Here is a 16060-nt window from a genome sequence, read left to right as displayed (position 1 = left end):
CAGGCAGCAAGCCTTGTCAGCGTTTATTTCTGCCCAATAGATAAAGCTCACTGGAGCGATTACGCGAAGCATCGGGCTTGCGCGTTTGCACGGTGGCAAACACTTCGCGCATCGCCGCCTGAAATGCCTGAAATCCCGCTCCCTGAAAGACTTTGACCAACAACGCCCCACCCGTTTTCACATGGGCAGCGGCAAAATCCAATGCCAATTCGCACAAATAATAACTGCGCGTTTGGTCAATCACGGCATTTCCCGCCATATTGGGTGCCATATCGCAAATTACAAGGTCAAGTTCGCGCCCATTCAATAATTGTTCCAGCTGCTCCAACACTGCCTGCTCACGGAAATCGCCTTGGATAAAATCCACGCCGTCTATCGGCTGCATCGGCAAAATATCCAGCGCAAACACTTTTCCTTGTGTGCCAACCAGTTGCGATGCCACTTGCGACCAACTCCCCGGTGCACTGCCCAAATCCGCCAACACCGTTCCTGCGCGAATTAACTTGTCTTTTTCATTTATTTCCAATAATTTATACGCAGCGCGGGCGCGATAGCCGTCTTTTTGGGCGCGGTGGACATAAGGGTCGTTGACATGCTCGTGCAGCCATGCTTTGGAAGATTTGGAACGTTGTGCCATGGTTTTCCCAATATATAAGACAACTCAGGCAGCCGAATAATACGCGCTGCCTGATAATTTAATTAAATCAATTTATTGATCAACAAATGCCCGCTCAATTAGATAATCGCCGCGCTGCCCCATTTTCGGCGAAGCGGTCAGCCCAAAGCTGTCCAAAACCGCCGCAGTATCGCGGTTCATCGCCATACTGCCGCAAATCATGGCACGGTCGTCTTGGGCGTTCATCGGCGGTAAACCGATGTCTTCAAACAGTTTTCCGCTTTTCATTAAATCGGTCAAACGCCCTTGGTGTTTAAACGGCTCACGCGACACCACAGGGTAATAAATCAGTTTGTCGCGCACCATCTCGCCCAAATATTCATGTTCGGGCAGCTCGCGGGTAAAGCGGTCGTAATACGCCAAATCTTTTTGATAACGCACACCGTGTACCAAAATCACTTTTTCAAATTGTTCATACACTTCTGGGTCTTTGGTAACGCTTAAAAACGGTGCAATGCCTGTGCCGGTAGAAAGCAGATACAGGTGTTTACCGGGGTTTAAGTCGCCCAAAATCAGCGTGCCTGTCGGTTTTTTGCTGACGAGAATTTCATCGCCCACTTTTAAATGCTGCAAACGGCTGGTTAATGGACCATCTTGTACTTTAATACTAAAAAATTCAAGATGTTCTTCCCAGTTGGCGCTGGCAACGCTGTAGGCACGTAACAGGGGTTTGCCATCTACCATCAGCCCAATCATCACAAATTGACCATTTTCAAAACGCAGGCTGTCGTCGCGGGTGCAGGTAAAGGTAAAGTAGGCATCGGTCCAGTGGTGGACGGATAAAACGGTTTGGGTATTAAAAGCTGCCATGTTTTTTCTTTCTGTTTAATGAATTGGATTGATTCCCCCACCCTAGCCCTCCCCCGTAAACGGTGGAGGGAATCCATACGTTTAAACTCTGATATGCCCTCCCTCGCAAGTGGGGGAGGGTTAGGGTGGGGGTGGGGGCATAAGTATTTTCAAGCGGCTTGAAAACGGCGCAAATCGGCGTAACGTCCGTTGGCGGCAAGCAATTCTGCGTGTGTGCCTTGCTCAACCACTCTGCCCTCGTGCATCACCACAATGCAATCGGCGTTTTCTACGGTGCTTAAACGGTGGGCAATCACAATGGTGGTGCGCTGTGCCATCAGTTTTTCCAAAGCGGCTTGTACCAAACGTTCGGATTCGTTGTCGAGTGCGCTGGTGGCTTCGTCCAAAATCAAAATGGGGGCGTTTTTTAACAGGGCGCGGGCAATGGCGATGCGCTGGCGTTGTCCGCCTGAAAGTTTCATGCCGTTTTCGCCAATGGGGGTGTGTAAACCTTGCGGCAGGGCTTGGATAAATTCCCATGCGTTAGCGGCTTGGGCGGCGGCGATAATTTCGGTTTCCGATGCGCTGCTTTGTGCGCCGTAGGCAATATTAGATGCGATGGTGCCGTTAAACAACACTACGTCTTGGCTGACCAATGCCATTTTTTCGCGCAAAGCGGCAATATCGGCTTGACGGATATCCAACCCGCCAATGCGGATGCTGCCCGAATCGGGGTCAAAAAAGCGTGGCAACATATTGACTAAAGTGGTTTTCCCACAACCCGATGCGCCCACCAGCGCATACACTTTACCTGCTGGCACGGTAAAACTGACACCGTTCAGGCTGTTGCGCTCGGCATCGGGATAGCGGTGCACCAGATTATCAAACACAATATCGCCCACAGGTTCGGACAGCGGCAAGGTGCCGTCTGCAGGCTCTTCGGCTTCGTCTAAAAAATCAAACACGCTCTGCGCCGCCGCCAAACCGCGCTGTAGCGACTGCATCACGCCTGTAATGCGTTTGATGGGGTCAAACATCATAATCATGGCGGTTAGAAACGACATAAAATCGCCCGCGCTAAAACCGCTTTGTTGCGCCCGTTGTGCGGCAAAATACAAAATCAGCGACAATGCCGCCGCCACCATCAGCAGGGTAATGCCCGAACTGGCAGCCGAAACCGCCGTTTGACGCACCCCATTTCGGCGCACTTCCGCTGCCACCCGCGAAAAACGCGCCTGTTCGTGCGCTTGTCCGCCATAAATTTTAATTACACGGCTGCCGTTGATGCTTTCATGCAAAGACTGCGTCATTTCGCCGTTAAACTGCTGGCTTTGCGAAGACAGATGGCGCAAACGGCGGCTGAGTACGCGCACACAAAAACCAATAGCGGGCAAAGCCACCAGCGTAATCAGCGTTAATTGCCAATCCAAATACAGCAAATACACCAGCAATGCCACCACGCTCACCCCGTCTTTGGCAATTACCGTAATCACATTAAAGCCCGCATCGGCAATCTGTCCCGCATCGTTCATAATACGGCTCATCACCCGCCCGCTGGAATGGCGCACAAAATAATTACCGGGCAAACGCAATAATTTGGCATACAGCTCTTGGCGTATCGTTTGCACCAAATGCCCCGAAATATGGCTACTGGCGTATTCGTTAATAAAATTAAATACCCCGCGCACCACAAACAAACCCACAATCGCCCACGGCAGCCACTGCATCATCGCCATATTTTTGGCAACAAAGCCCTCGTCAATCAAAGGCTGCATCAAACGCGCAAACAAAGGCATGGTGGCAGCCACCACCACCATCGACAGCACCGCCAGCAAAAACAGCGTTAAATAATTTTTTAAATAAACAAACAGCCTGCGGTATAAAACAGCGGCGGGGGTGGTGTGCATAAGCGGACAGGATAAAAAAACCAAAACGCCATTGTACGGTAAATCGCCGCTCAACCCAAGTTTAGCAGGTAAGCTCTAGGGCGTGTCCCCATTTGCTTTGCCAAGCGGTTTTTTTGAGTAGAAACTCGTGTATGCAAGGCAAAAATCCGCGCAAGGTTGAACACCTTGCAAGGATTTTTAACGCGGCAGACGCGGGTTGATACCAACAACACCGCCGCATAAGTCAATAGGGATACGCCCTAACCCCCTGCCCGTCTGCCTGCGTTATAATCCTGTTTTTAAACTTTTAACTTTTCACACCATGTTTTCCGCCGAATACGATGCAGGTTATGCCCGTTTGCAAGCCCACCAACGCCACGACGTGTATATTTTTACCTTTGGCGCAGTTTTAAACCGTTTTGCCCTGTTTCATCAAGGGCATTGGCACAACGTTATCGCCGCCTATGCCGATGAACACGATGCCCGCGCCCGCATTACCGAACGTTTTGCTTCCGCCAAACTCAGCCCCTTTGCCTGCCGCCTCAAACACGGACATTATCATTTTAACGGTACCGATTACCACACAGGCAGCCACCACCTAAACGGACACGCCATACACGGCTTATTGTATAACGCCGAATTTGCCGTTACCCGCATTGGCAGCAACGCCACAGGCGCATGGGTGGAACTGAGCCACGATTACACAGGCAACATCAACGGCTATCCCTTCCCCTACCGCATCACTGTCCGTTACGAGCTAAATGAAAACGGCTTAACCCTTTGCACAGAAGTGCAGAACCACAGCAATCAACCCATGCCCTTGGCAGACGGCTGGCATCCCTACTTTACCCTAGGCGGGCAAGCTGATGATTGGACACTGCAACTCAACGCCAAGCACCGTTTACAGTTTGATAACGACCTGCTGCCCACAGGCAATAGAGTGGACGACACCCGTTTTACCGCGCCCGCATCCCTGCAAAATGCCGAGTTAGACCACTGTTTTATTTTAGCCAATCACGACACCCCCGCTTGCGTGTTGCAAAACAATCTCTACCGCTTCAGCATCAGCCCCGATGCCAGCTATCCCTTTATGCAAGTGTATCTACCCCCGCAGCGCGACAGCATTGCCCTAGAAAATTTAAGCGGCGCACCCGATTGTTTTAATAACGGTATCGGACTGATTACCCTGCCCGCAGGCGCGTCTCACCGCTTTAGCACCGTTTACCAATTGCAACACTTGGAATCCGCATGAAACCCACCTATCTTTTCCCGCTTGTCCTGTGCTTGCTGCTGAATATGGCTGTTGCCGAAACCACTGTTTCGGTAACAGCTGCATCACAAGCTGCCACGCCAACTGTTTCAACACAGGATTTAAAAACGCTGGAGCTGCAATTTCAGGAGAAAATGCTGGATTTACGCAAAGAAACCTTAGACAGCCAACAAGAAACCATCGCATGGTGGCTGACCCTAATCGGCTTACTTAGCCTGATTTTGCCCTTGGCATTTTATTGGCGCGAGCGCAGCAATATGCTGGAAAATTTAAAGCAAGCCATTAATGAAGCTAAAGGGCATACCGAACAAGCTGAAACATATTTGAACAAAGCCAAAGGATATATTGACCAGACCGAAAAATATTTGAACGAAGCCAAGAAGTATACTGGAGACGCTGAAAAATATTTATCGGAAATCAAAAGCCAACACCGAACCGCCGCCGACTACATGGCACAAATCGAACAAATGCGCGATTACCAGTCCAACTCTGATAATGCAGCCGCACAACAAGCTGCCGTACAAGCCGCAAACGATTTGCAAGATAACGAACAAATCCCTTTAGCCGAACGGCTGCGCGCCCATGCCATTATATTATCCGACCAAGCCAAAAGCTATACGGAACACGAACAGGCATTTTATGCATGGCAGGCGGTAATACAGCACAGCCAGAATGATGTTGATGCCCTATTTAATGCAGCTTATCAAGCACATGAAGCTTATAAACAAGGTAGCCGCTTACAAAAATCTGTATGGTTTCCCTATATTGAGCAAGGCTATCAACAGGTTTTAGTGCTTGCCCCTGATAACTATCAGGCTGCTTATAACTGGGGCAATGCTTTAAACCATCAAGCAGAGGCTTTAGCACAAAACAACCGTTTGGGTGAAGCACAGGATAAGTGGAATCAAGCATATCAACTGTACGACAAGGCTTTACATATCAATCCCGATTTTTATCCAGCCGCTCTCAACTGGGGTACTGCTTTAGATAATGAAGCACTAGCTTGGGTACAAAATAATAACTTTGATAAAGCATGGGAGAAATGGGATCACGCCTATAAACTATACAGCAAAGCTTCAAGCACCAAAGCTGATGATTATCTAATTACTTTTAACTGGGCTGTTACTTTAGGTAATGAGGCACTGGCTTTAGCACAAAATAACCGCTTTGACGAAGCATGGGAGAAATGGAACCAAGCCTATACACTATACGGCAAGGCTTTAAGTATCAAGCCCAGTGATTATGAAATTGCCTCTAGCTGGGCTATTTCTTTATGTAATGAAGCACAGGCTTTGACAAAAAATAATCGCTTTGGTGAAGCACGGGATAAATGGAGTGAAGCCTATAAACTGTACAACAAGGCTTTACGCATTAAGCCTGATTTTTATCAAGCTGCTAATAATTGGGGTTCAGCTTTAGACGATGAAGCACAAGCTTTGGCACACAATAACCACTTGGACGAAGCATGGGATAAATGGAATCAAGCCTATAAACAATACGACAAGGCTCTAGACATTGAGCCCGATTATTACAACCCTGTTCGTAACAAGATGATTTCTTTAGGAAATGAATATGACGCCAGAAAACAAAATCAACAAAACCAAGCCGCGCAAGCAAAATTAGTAGCAGCGAAAAAGCTTACCGAAGATTTTATTCAAAATTATCCGCAGCACGCGGCTGAATTGGCATATAACCTAGCCTGCGTGTACGCGCTTTTAGACAGCAGCGCCGATAAGGTAGTGGAACAATTAAAATTGGCGGCTTCAGCCGATAATTTCCCGTCCAAAAGCCATATTGAGCAGGACAAAGATTTTGACGGCATCCGCCAAAGCCCAGCTTTTCAGGATTGGTTTAAACACACTTTCCCCAATTAAATGAATAATCAAGATACTCATAATCCCACATTGCCCCAATGGTTTCGCTATGTACTGCCGTTTTTAAGCGGACGGCAAAACACGGCGGATTTTGAAGCTTGGCTGTATTCGCCCGATGCGGAAACGGCTTTGCCTGAAGATGTGTATCAGGCTTTTTTGTGGGCGGATTACCGCCAAAACTTAGATGATTAACCTTCCCGAAAACCTTTTATTACTAGGAACAACCATGCTTGCCCATCAATCTTTTACTTTACCCAATGGCGCGGTTGCGCCCAACCGTTTGCTAAAAGCGGCGATGAATGAACAGCTTGCCACGCCCGATTGCCGCCCCACCAAAGCTTTGGTGCGCCTGTATGAACGTTGGGCAGACGGCGGCGCGGGCGTACTGATTACGGGCAATGTGATGATTGACCGCACTGCGCTAACCAATGCGGGCGCGGTGGTACTGGAAAACGATGCCGACCTGCCGATGCTGCAACGTTGGGCGCAAGCCGCTACCCGACACGGCGCATTGGCGTTAATGCAGCTGAACCACCCTGGTAAGCAATCGCCCAAAGATTTGTCGCCTACGCCCGTTGCGCCCAGTGCCGTGCCCTTAACGGGCAATGTGGCGGCGTTTTTCAACCCGCCGCGCGAATTGGCGGAAAACGAAATCGCTGATTTGATTCGGTGTTTTGGCGAAGCGGCGGCGCTGGCGGAACGCGCCGGATTTTCAGGGGTGCAGATTCATGCGGCGCACGGTTATTTAATCAGCCAGTTTTTGTCGCCGCACCACAACCGCCGCAGCGACCAATGGGGCGGCAGTTTGGCAAACCGTATGCGTTTTTTGCTGGAAATTTACCGCGAAATCCGCCGCCGTACCGCGCCCGAATTTGTGGTGTCGGTCAAACTGAATTCGGCAGATTTTCAAAAAGGCGGTTTTAGCGAAGAAGATTCTGTGCAGGTGGCTCAAGCGTTGGCAAACGAAGGCGTGGATTTATTGGAACTTTCGGGCGGAAATTATGAAGCGCCTGCAATGATGGGCGCGGTCAAAGAAAGTACGCGCCGCCGCGAAGCGTATTTTTTGGATTATGCGGCTGAAGTACGCGCCAGTTGCAATGTGCCTTTGGCGGTAACGGGCGGTTTCCGCAGCGCGGCGGGCATGGGCGAAGCCTTGTCCAGCGGCGACACCGATTTTGTCGGCATTGGCAAGCCGTTTGCCTTATTGCCTGATTTGCCGAAACAATTATTTTCAGGCAGCTTTGAACGTGTGGACACGCCGCCTGTGCGTTTGGGCATCGCCAAGCTCGACCAATCCGTTGGCGGAATGCTGGATATGCAGTGGTATATCCGCCAAATGCACCTGTTGGCGCAGGGCAAAACACCGCAGCCGAAATTGTGTGCGTGGACGGTATTGGCACGGATGTTGTGGCAACAGGGCGCGACAGCATTCCGTAAGGAACGGGCTTAATTACAGGCTGCCTGAAAAGCGTGTTCAGGCAGCTTTTTTGCCGCCGCAAAAGCGCGTACAATCCGCCGTTTTGCTGTAAAAATAATACAAAATCATGATTTACCCCAAAACCTATGATGTGATTGTGGTCGGTGGCGGACACGCAGGCACGGAAGCCGCACTTGCCGCCGCACGCATGGGCGCACACACCCTGCTGCTCACCCATAATATTGAAACGTTAGGACAAATGTCCTGCAACCCGTCTATCGGCGGCATCGGCAAAGGGCATCTCGTGCGCGAAGTGGATGCACTGGGCGGTGCAATGGCGTTGGCAACCGATATGTCGGGCATTCAATTCCGCCGTTTAAACGCCAGCAAAGGCGCGGCGGTACGCGCCACCCGCGCCCAAGCCGACCGCATACTCTACAAAGCCGCCATCCGCGAAATGCTGGAAAATCAAGAAAATTTAGAGCTGTTCCAGCAGGCAGTGGAAGACATTACCCTAGACGGCGAGCGCGTGTCGGGTGTTAAAACTGCCATGGGCGTGGAATTTAAAGCCCGTGCCGTAGTACTGACCGCAGGCACATTTTTGGCAGGCAAAATCCACATCGGCATGGAAAACTACGCAGGCGGACGCGCAGGCGACCCCGCCGCACAAGGCTTATCGGGGCGTTTAAAAGAATTAAACCTGCCCGTTGCCCGCCTGAAAACAGGCACACCGCCACGCATTGACGGGCGCACCATTGACTTTTCCCAATTAAGCGAACAACCAGGCGACACCCCCGTTCCTGTGATGTCCGTGCGCGGCAACGCCGCCATGCACCCGCGCCAAGTTTCCTGCTGGATTACCCACACCAATTTGAAAACACACGATATTATCCGTTCAGGCTTTGACCGCAGCCCCCTGTTTACAGGAAAAATTGAAGGCGTTGGACCACGTTACTGCCCGTCTATTGAAGACAAAATCAACCGTTTTGCAGACAAAGACAGCCACCAGATTTTCCTTGAACCCGAAGGGCTGACCACCCACGAATACTATCCCAACGGCATTTCCACCAGCCTGCCTTTTGACGTACAGATTGACTTGGTTCGCAGCATGAAAGGCTTGGAAAACGCCCACATCCTGCGCCCTGGTTACGCTATTGAATACGACTATTTTGACCCGCGCAACCTCAAAGCCAGCTTGGAAACCAAAACCATTCAAGGGCTGTTTTTTGCAGGACAAATCAACGGCACAACAGGTTACGAGGAAGCCGCCGCCCAAGGTTTGCTGGCAGGCGCAAATGCCGTTCAATATGTGCGCGAACAAGAACCGCTGATTTTGCGCCGCGAACAAGCCTATTTGGGCGTGTTAGTTGATGATTTGATTACCAAAGGCGTAAACGAACCCTACCGCATGTTTACCAGCCGCGCCGAATACCGTTTGCAACTGCGCGAAGACAACGCCGATATGCGCCTGACCGAAGACGGCTACCGCATCGGCTTGGTTTCCGCCGAGCAATGGCAAGCGTTTAGCGAAAAACGCGAGCAAGTGGAACGCGAAATCCAACGCCTCAAATCCACTTGGTACACCCCCGCCAAGCTGCCTGAAAGCGAGCAAGTGCGCGTGTTCGGACAAAAACTCAGCCGCGAAGCCAATTTGCACGACCTGTTGCGCCGCCCCAATGTGGATTATGCCGCGCTGATGACTTTGGACGGCGCTGCATCGGATGCGCCGCTGCCTGAAAACGTGGTGGAACAAGTAGAAATTCAAGTGAAATATCAGGGCTATATTGAACGCCAAAACGAAGAAATCGGCACGCGCCGCGATTTGGAAACCTTAAAGCTGCCTGAAAACATTGATTACAGCAAAGTCAAAGGTTTATCCGCCGAAGTGCAACAAAAACTTAACCAGCACCGCCCCGAAACCGTGGGTCAGGCTTCGCGCATTTCGGGGATTACCCCCGCCGCCGTTGCCCTGCTGATGGTGCATTTAAAGCGCGGATTTGCTGATGCCAAATCAAGTTGATGAAAATCGCAACGATACGGCGTTACCAACGCCCTGATGTACTGTACGTACACGGCGGGCGTTGTCGCCTTGTCTCGTTTTTATTTTCATCAACTTATGAACTTTAACACATAGAAAAACCGCATTGGCAAAACCAATGCGGTTAAATCAGCTGCCTGACACCATCGCCAAACAGCAAAAATCCCGCCAAATCAGCGGGATTCTTAAATTTTTGGTCGGAGTGAAAGGATTCGAACCTTCGACCCCTTGCACCCCATGCAAGTGCGCTACCAGACTGCGCCACACTCCGACTCAAGAAAAAAGCATTATAGCGGTGCTTAAATCAGTTGGCAAGTGTTTTTTCAATTTTTGCCAACATTTTTGTCAGCTCGCCACGCATTTCGTCTGCACCGATAGCGGGATTGCCCTCGCTGTCCAAGCCGTCATGCGAAAACACATCGGCAATACCGTGCTGCAACTGCCTGATTTTCATCACATCCAAGCGGGTAAAACGGCTGCCGCCGTGTCCGCCGATGCTGCCGTTCTGCCGCTGCCATTCGGCAAGCTGCGCGGGCTTGATGCACGCCAAACGGCAGACTTCTTCCAAGCTGAAATAGCGTTTGGCGGGTACGGGCGGCAGTTTAACGCTGCTTGTCATAGTAATGCTCCACCATGCCTTTCAGCTTTTGGCTGGCATGGAAGGTAACCACGCGGCGGGCAGTAATCGGCACTTCTTCGCCTGTTTTGGGATTGCGACCGGGGCGTTGCGGTTTGTCGCGCAATTGGAAATTGCCAAAGCCTGAGATTTTGATTTCCTCACCGCGCTCCAAAGTGGCACGGATTTCTTCAAAAAACAGCTCCACGATTTCCTTGGCATCGTTTTTGCTGACGCTGCTGACTTTTTCGACCAGAATATCAGCCAGTTCTGCTTTGGTGAGTGTCATTTTATGGTACCTCGGGTGTTTGTTTAAGGCGTGGATTATCCCTAATTGTTTGTTACAAATCAAGCGAATAGTGGAAAACAAATGATTTTTTTACATTAGCGGGAACGGTACACGGGGCAGATTTCACGGCTTTTTACACCCAAATTATTGTAATCAATAATTTTTTAGCAAACTTCTACGCTGTCGCCCACGCTGACGGTACCGCCCTGCTCCACCAGCAGGTTTACGCCGAACAGGGCGCGGCGGTTTTTCGCCAGCCACGATAAGGGCTGTTGCGCGGGGTGTTTGGCAAGGGTGTCGGGGCAGATGGTGGTCAGCACGCAGCGGGTGCAGGGTTTGTAATGGCGCAAAACCACGCTGCCGATGCGGATGCGCTGCCAGCTTTCTTCGGCAAAGGCTTCGCCGCCCGCCACCACCAAATTGGCACGAAAACGGTTCATGCTAAAGCTTTCACCCAATTGGCGGTTGAGTGTGTCCAGCGATGCGGTGTGGGTCAGCAAAACCGGTGCGCCGTCGGCAAACGACAAGGGCGTCTGCCCCTGCAATAAACGCTGCGAAACGCCGCCGATATAATGCAAACGCACGGGACGCGCCAGTTTGTGCGACAGCCACGCATTGGTTTCGTCGTCGCCGCCCTGCGCGGAAAAACGGTCTTTCCACACACGCACATTTTGCCCAACCGCCAAAGCAGACGGGGCAATGCGGCGGCTGTCGCCATCAGGGGCAAACAGATGCAGCGTGCCGTCTGCTTCAATCTGTGCCTGCCAGCGCAACAGTTCGGGAAAGCTGCGCGCGGTGATAAACGTGCCGTCCGGCTCGGCAAGCAACCACACACGGTCGCCCGCCACACCCATTTCGTCCAAACGGCTGTGCGTTAAAGCATTGCCGCGCATAGATTTAACGGGATATTGATAAATATTGCTTAAAGTCAGCATGATTTTCCTTTCAGGCAGCCTGAAAAACGGCACGGTGCTTTACCGTGCCGTTTGATTATTAACGCAATTTCGCGCCCACGCTTTCCGCCGCCGCCAACAACTGCGCCACCACCGCTTCTACCGCTTCATCGGTGAGCGTGGCATCGTCGTCCTGCAACAGGATTTTCACCGCCATGCTTTTCATATTGTCGGGCAAACCTGCGCCGCGATACACGTCAAACAGCGCAATTTCGCGGATTAAGGGGCTGGACACGCCGCGCAACGCCTGTTCCAAATCCGCATAAGCGGTGCTTTCGGGCAACACAAATGCCAAATCGCGGCGTACCGCTTGGAATTTGGAAACGGGACGGTAAACGGTTTTGTCGCGCTGCTGCACCACCGCCAAATCCAGCTCAAACAGCAAAGGCGCGGCGGGCAAATCGTATTGCTGCAACCACTTGGGATGCAGTTCGCCGATAAAACCAACGGTTTTGCCGTCAATCACAATATTGGCGCTGCGCCCTGGGTGCAAAGCGGGATGTTCGGCGGCGACAAACACCGCGTTCTGCCCTGCCAACAGGCTTTCCACATCGGCTTTGACATCGTAAAAATCCACCGCGCGCGCTTTTTCGCCCCATTGTTCGGGCAAGGCTGCGCCATGCGCCAACGCACCGATGCGCTCGTGTTGGCGCACGCTGCCGTCTGCATTTTTGGCAAATACGCGGGCAATTTCAAACAGGCGCACGCGGCTGTGTTTGCGGTTTAAATTGTGTTTCAACACTTCCACCATGCTGCCAATCAGGTTGGAACGCATCACGCTGTATTGCGCCGCCAAGGGGTTTTGTAAACGCATAGGATTGTTGTTATTGGCAAAATCGCGTTCCCATGCTTCATCGGTAAAGGCATAGCTGACCATCTCGCGGAAACCGCGGCTCGCCATGTGGCGGTACACGTCAAAACGCGGACGGCGGTTTTCAGGCAGCGGCAACATCGCCAAACGTCCGCGCGGGGCATCGTCGGGGATGTTTTCGTAACCGTAAACGCGGGCGATTTCTTCAATCAAATCCGCTTCAATGGCAATATCAAAACGGAACGGCGGCACAGTCACGGCAAAACCGTCTGCGGTAGGCTGAGGCTGCAAACCCAAATCCGCCAAAATACGCTCAATGCGCGGTGCAGGCACATCTACACCCAACAGCTTCGCCACCCGCGCCGTGCGTACGTTTACCGCCGCACGTTTGGGCAAATCGCCTGTTGCTTCAACAATCTGCCCCGCTTCGCCGCCGCAGATTTCCAGCACCAAGGCGGTGGCGCGTTCCATCGCTTCGCGGGTTAAGGCAAAATCCACACCGCGTTCAAAGCGGAAAGACGAATCCGAACCAAAACCGTATTGGCGTGATTTGCCTGCAATAATTTCGGGCGCAAACCACGCGCTTTCCAACACAATGTTTTGCGTGTCGTCGCTGACCGCGCTGGATTCGCCACCCATCAAACCCGCCATGCTTAACGCGCCTTTTTCGTCTGCAACTACTAGCGTATTGTCTTGTAAGGTAACGGTTTTTCCATTTAAACACGCTAAAGTTTCACCGTTTTCGGCACGGCGAACAATCAGGCTGCCTGAAAGTTTGTCGGCATCAAAAACGTGCATCGGCTGACCCAATTCCAGCATCACATAATTGCCAATGTCCACCAACGCGGAAATGCTGCGCACGCCGCAGCGTTCCAGACGGCGCACCAGCCATTCAGGCGATGCGGCGCGAGCGTTCACACCGCGAATCGGGCGGCTGAGAAAACGTCCGCAATCGGCAGGCGCGTCAATGCGTACGGGGAAGCGGTGTTCAGACTGTTCGGCAACGGCAGGCACGGCAGGCGGGGTAAACGCGCATTGGGTCAGCGCGGCGGTTTCGCGTGCCAAACCTTTGATGCTTAAACAATCGGTGCGGTTGGGCGTGATTTTTAAGGTAAAAACAGTGTCGTCCAAATCCAGATAATCGCGCAAGTTTGTACCAACGGGCGCATCGGCGGGCAGTTCCAGCAAACCATCTACGCCGTTTTCAGGCAGCCCCAATTCTTTGGCGGAACACAACATACCGTTGGAAACCTGTCCGCGCATTTTGGTCGGTTTGATTTTGAAATTACCCGGCAGCACTGCCCCCGCCAAGGCACACGGTACTTTCATGCCCGCACGCACATTGGGCGCACCGCACACAATCTGCAACAGTTCGCCCGTGCCAGCATCCACTTGGGTGATGTTTAAACGGTCGGCATCGGGATGTTTTTCAACGGATTTTACATCCGCCACCACCACACCCGAAAAATCGGGCGCGGCGGCTTCGCTGTCTTCCACTTCCAAACCCGCCATGGTTAGCAGGTGGGCAAGTTGTTCGGCGGATAAATCGGGGTTGGCTTGGGTTTTTAGCCATGAGTAGGGGAATTGCATATCTTTTGCACTTTCTTATCAATATATTGTATCATTTAGTTTTTCAGCCGTTAAAATCGGGTCAAACTCACTTAAAAAACGTTCTTTACTTTTTGGGTCAAAATCAGTAACCGTTTTCAAAAAATCTTTAAAGTCTTCATTTTTACTTGCCAGCTCGTTTACCACCGAATAATCCATTTTTTCCTTATAACGTGCAGGCGAAATCACCCTACTGTTTTCTATCTGCACAATATCCAACTGAATAATACCAATACCAAAGCTTTGACTTAATTTTTGCAATGCCTCAAGAAACTGACTGTCCGAATCAATATTCAACGCAACTAAATAACCCTCGTTTGCCCAACTGGAATTACTGACTGCCTGAAAAAAAGATTGTTTATAATTAGAGAAGCCCAAATCTCGTTTTAACTCAAAAGAAAAAACCTTTACTGGCAAAATATCAAACTTCTTCACAAAACTTAAAACATGATGATGCTGATAACCCTCATATTCAAAATGCACCGCTACCATATCAGGATAAAGCCATTTATCCTCGCCCTTTTGCCCTTTTTTGCTGCTTTCATGAAAAATAGTGCGCGAATAAGCGCCAAATGCTTTATTGTGATACAAATAATGGCTAAGAAATTTATGCAACTCACGTTCTTTAATTTGCTTCTTGGCTTGAGTGGTATCAGAAGCATTTAATCTCTGTTCAACATCAATGTGCTTAGGCAAAGAATGCTCTAATAAAACAAACTGTTTTGGCGAAGCATTACCCACCTCTTTAAAATAACGCCCTTGTTTTGCCAAAGTATAGATTCTTGCGCAAAAAGTAATGTCTGGTGTTTTGCCTTTAAACCCACCACGATTGGCATCATAGGCTTCCAAATCTATATAAAGTTGTTTTTCTTGAACATACTGCCACAATTCATCCACCGTAGCAGGACGGTTAAATTCACGCATCACTTTTATCGCCAATTCAGGAAAACTTAATTTTTTCATTTTTTGAAGCTCATAATATTGTTGTTGAATAATCTGACGGAATTCATCACTAATTAAGCACCAATCCACAATATCCACTTTCCACGGCAAATCGCTTTCAGAAAAATCGCTTGTTAAATCCGCGTGTTCAGCAATAGATAACGGCTCATTGCCCAATATTACCAAATCCAAATCAGAATAAGGCTTGGCATTGCCTTGAACCCGCGAACCAAATGCCCACACACTACGTTGCGGGATGTGTTTTTGCAAAATACTTTGAACGATTTGCAACTGCATCGCTTGTTAAATCCGCGTGTTCGGCAATAGATAACGGCTCATTGCCCAATATTGCAAAATCCAAATCAGAATAAGGCTTGGCATTGCCTTGAACCCGCGAACCAAATGCCAACACACTACGTTGCGGAACGTGTTTTTGCAAAATACTTTGAACGATTTGCAACTGCTCGGAAGGTATAGACAATCCCATTATTTTTCCGATAAACGCTGTTGTAAAAATTGGGCTTCAGTTAAGAACTTTTCTATACCTGCCACCACCGCCAGCGCGGTTTATTCGTCATAAGTGTGGCTGGTTCGGGCGCGCATATCGCGGTATTGTTTCCAATCCGTCCAATCGCCTAATAGTAGGTTTTGTTCGTTGGCTGTACGGATAAGGTCTTGAAAACTCATGCCGTCAAATTGGGTTGGATTGGCGGAAGTATATTCCAAATAACGCTTTAAAATCTTATGGCTAATTTCATAGGTAAACTCAAAACGCTGAATTAAACCATCCCGAATTTGGGCATCATCGGTATCCTGCAGATAACGCAACCAGCCCTCATGCAAGCGCTTAACGGCATTAATCAGGGGCTGAATAGAAAGTTCTGACATACT

Annotated in this window: 15 protein-coding genes and 1 tRNA gene; 5 read left to right on the top strand and 11 right to left on the bottom strand. The window is 50.3% G+C overall.

The window, feature by feature from the left end:
- Positions 1-16 precede the first annotated feature (16 nt).
- The 3 genes from H3L98_RS05110 to msbA all read right to left on the bottom strand — a co-directional run bounded on the left by H3L98_RS05110 (position 17) and on the right by msbA (position 3372).
- Positions 17-637 carry an RlmE family RNA methyltransferase gene (locus H3L98_RS05110; protein ID WP_027021049.1) on the bottom strand — a complete coding sequence of 207 codons (621 nt, stop codon included), beginning with the start codon at positions 635-637 and terminating at the stop codon, positions 17-19.
- A gap of 72 nt (positions 638-709) precedes the next feature.
- Complete coding sequence (locus H3L98_RS05105) at positions 710-1486, bottom strand: ferredoxin--NADP reductase (RefSeq protein WP_027021048.1); 777 nt, start codon at positions 1484-1486, stop codon at positions 710-712.
- A gap of 149 nt (positions 1487-1635) precedes the next feature.
- Complete coding sequence (msbA, locus tag H3L98_RS05100) at positions 1636-3372, bottom strand: lipid A export permease/ATP-binding protein MsbA (RefSeq protein WP_027021047.1); 1737 nt, start codon at positions 3370-3372, stop codon at positions 1636-1638.
- A 301-nt stretch (positions 3373-3673) separates the two neighbouring features.
- On the opposite strand from msbA, the gene H3L98_RS05095 reads away from it, so the two are divergent.
- From H3L98_RS05095 to mnmG, 5 genes are all read left to right on the top strand, one after another.
- Positions 3674-4603, top strand: a complete 930-nt coding sequence (locus H3L98_RS05095; protein ID WP_027021046.1) for an aldose 1-epimerase — start codon at positions 3674-3676, stop codon at positions 4601-4603.
- Entirely contained in the window at positions 4600-6495 is a 1896-nt protein-coding gene (locus tag H3L98_RS05090) for a TPR end-of-group domain-containing protein (protein WP_027021045.1), read from the top strand. The genes H3L98_RS05095 and H3L98_RS05090 overlap by 4 nt, the downstream gene beginning before the upstream one ends.
- Positions 6496-6687, top strand: a complete 192-nt coding sequence (locus H3L98_RS05085) for a hypothetical protein (protein ID WP_027021044.1) — start codon at positions 6496-6498, stop codon at positions 6685-6687.
- Between the two features lie 34 nt (positions 6688-6721).
- Positions 6722-7945, top strand: a complete 1224-nt coding sequence (locus H3L98_RS05080) for an NADH:flavin oxidoreductase/NADH oxidase family protein (RefSeq protein WP_027021043.1) — start codon at positions 6722-6724, stop codon at positions 7943-7945.
- Positions 7946-8039: 94 nt separating this feature from the next.
- Positions 8040-9932 (top strand): tRNA uridine-5-carboxymethylaminomethyl(34) synthesis enzyme MnmG, encoded by a 1893-nt coding sequence (mnmG, locus tag H3L98_RS05075; protein WP_027021042.1) that lies wholly within the window; start codon positions 8040-8042, stop codon positions 9930-9932.
- Between the two features lie 212 nt (positions 9933-10144).
- Here mnmG and H3L98_RS05070 read toward each other — a convergent pair.
- The 8 genes from H3L98_RS05070 to H3L98_RS05030 form a co-directional block, all read right to left on the bottom strand.
- Positions 10145-10221, bottom strand: a tRNA-Pro gene (locus H3L98_RS05070).
- A 33-nt stretch (positions 10222-10254) separates the two neighbouring features.
- A complete protein-coding gene (locus H3L98_RS05065) occupies positions 10255-10569 on the bottom strand; it encodes a hypothetical protein (RefSeq protein WP_027021041.1) in 315 nt (104 codons plus the stop codon).
- Positions 10553-10855 (bottom strand): integration host factor subunit alpha, encoded by a 303-nt coding sequence (locus tag H3L98_RS05060; RefSeq protein WP_027021040.1) that lies wholly within the window; start codon positions 10853-10855, stop codon positions 10553-10555. Before H3L98_RS05060 ends, H3L98_RS05065 begins: the two co-directional genes overlap by 17 nt.
- Before the next feature lie 164 nt (positions 10856-11019).
- Complete coding sequence (locus H3L98_RS05055) at positions 11020-11790, bottom strand: MOSC domain-containing protein (RefSeq protein WP_051531928.1); 771 nt, start codon at positions 11788-11790, stop codon at positions 11020-11022.
- Positions 11791-11848: 58 nt separating this feature from the next.
- Positions 11849-14209: a phenylalanine--tRNA ligase subunit beta gene (gene pheT / locus H3L98_RS05050; protein ID WP_027021039.1), complete on the bottom strand. Its 2361-nt coding sequence runs from the start codon at positions 14207-14209 to the stop codon at positions 11849-11851.
- An 18-nt stretch (positions 14210-14227) separates the two neighbouring features.
- Entirely contained in the window at positions 14228-15466 is a 1239-nt protein-coding gene (locus H3L98_RS05045) for a nucleotidyltransferase domain-containing protein (protein ID WP_169733440.1), read from the bottom strand.
- On the bottom strand, positions 15414-15650 hold the full coding sequence (locus H3L98_RS05035) for a nucleotidyltransferase domain-containing protein (RefSeq protein WP_246327844.1): 237 nt from the start codon (positions 15648-15650) through the stop codon (positions 15414-15416). Before H3L98_RS05035 ends, H3L98_RS05045 begins: the two co-directional genes overlap by 53 nt.
- A gap of 86 nt (positions 15651-15736) precedes the next feature.
- The gene (locus H3L98_RS05030; RefSeq protein WP_246327843.1) at positions 15737-16057 is read right to left on the bottom strand and encodes an HI0074 family nucleotidyltransferase substrate-binding subunit; all 321 of its coding nucleotides are present in this window, start codon (positions 16055-16057) and stop codon (positions 15737-15739) included.
- Positions 16058-16060: the final 3 nt, after the last annotated feature.

Origin of the sequence: Conchiformibius steedae, from assembly GCF_014054725.1 — a bacterium.
GTDB lineage: Bacteria > Pseudomonadota > Gammaproteobacteria > Burkholderiales > Neisseriaceae > Conchiformibius > Conchiformibius steedae.
Note: the sequence above shows the minus strand (reverse complement) of the source record. Positions and strands in the feature narration are given on the sequence as shown.

Bases quoted from the DNA above. Each gene is read 5' to 3' on its own strand.
- H3L98_RS05110 (WP_027021049.1), bottom strand. From the start codon at position 637: ATGGCACAACGTTCCAAATCTTCCAAAGCATGGCTGCACGAGCATGTC.
- H3L98_RS05105 (WP_027021048.1), bottom strand. From the start codon at position 1,486: ATGGCAGCTTTTAATACCCAAACCGTTTTATCCGTCCACCACTGGACC.
- msbA (WP_027021047.1), bottom strand. From the start codon at position 3,372: ATGCACACCACCCCCGCCGCTGTTTTATACCGCAGGCTGTTTGTTTAT.
- H3L98_RS05095 (WP_027021046.1), top strand. From the start codon at position 3,674: ATGTTTTCCGCCGAATACGATGCAGGTTATGCCCGTTTGCAAGCCCAC.
- H3L98_RS05090 (WP_027021045.1), top strand. From the start codon at position 4,600: ATGAAACCCACCTATCTTTTCCCGCTTGTCCTGTGCTTGCTGCTGAAT.
- H3L98_RS05085 (WP_027021044.1), top strand. From the start codon at position 6,496: ATGAATAATCAAGATACTCATAATCCCACATTGCCCCAATGGTTTCGC.
- H3L98_RS05080 (WP_027021043.1), top strand. From the start codon at position 6,722: ATGCTTGCCCATCAATCTTTTACTTTACCCAATGGCGCGGTTGCGCCC.
- mnmG (WP_027021042.1), top strand. From the start codon at position 8,040: ATGATTTACCCCAAAACCTATGATGTGATTGTGGTCGGTGGCGGACAC.
- H3L98_RS05065 (WP_027021041.1), bottom strand. From the start codon at position 10,569: ATGACAAGCAGCGTTAAACTGCCGCCCGTACCCGCCAAACGCTATTTC.
- H3L98_RS05060 (WP_027021040.1), bottom strand. From the start codon at position 10,855: ATGACACTCACCAAAGCAGAACTGGCTGATATTCTGGTCGAAAAAGTC.
- H3L98_RS05055 (WP_051531928.1), bottom strand. From the start codon at position 11,790: ATGCTGACTTTAAGCAATATTTATCAATATCCCGTTAAATCTATGCGC.
- pheT (WP_027021039.1), bottom strand. From the start codon at position 14,209: ATGCAATTCCCCTACTCATGGCTAAAAACCCAAGCCAACCCCGATTTA.
- H3L98_RS05045 (WP_169733440.1), bottom strand. From the start codon at position 15,466: ATGCAGTTGCAAATCGTTCAAAGTATTTTGCAAAAACACATCCCGCAA.
- H3L98_RS05030 (WP_246327843.1), bottom strand. From the start codon at position 16,057: ATGTCAGAACTTTCTATTCAGCCCCTGATTAATGCCGTTAAGCGCTTG.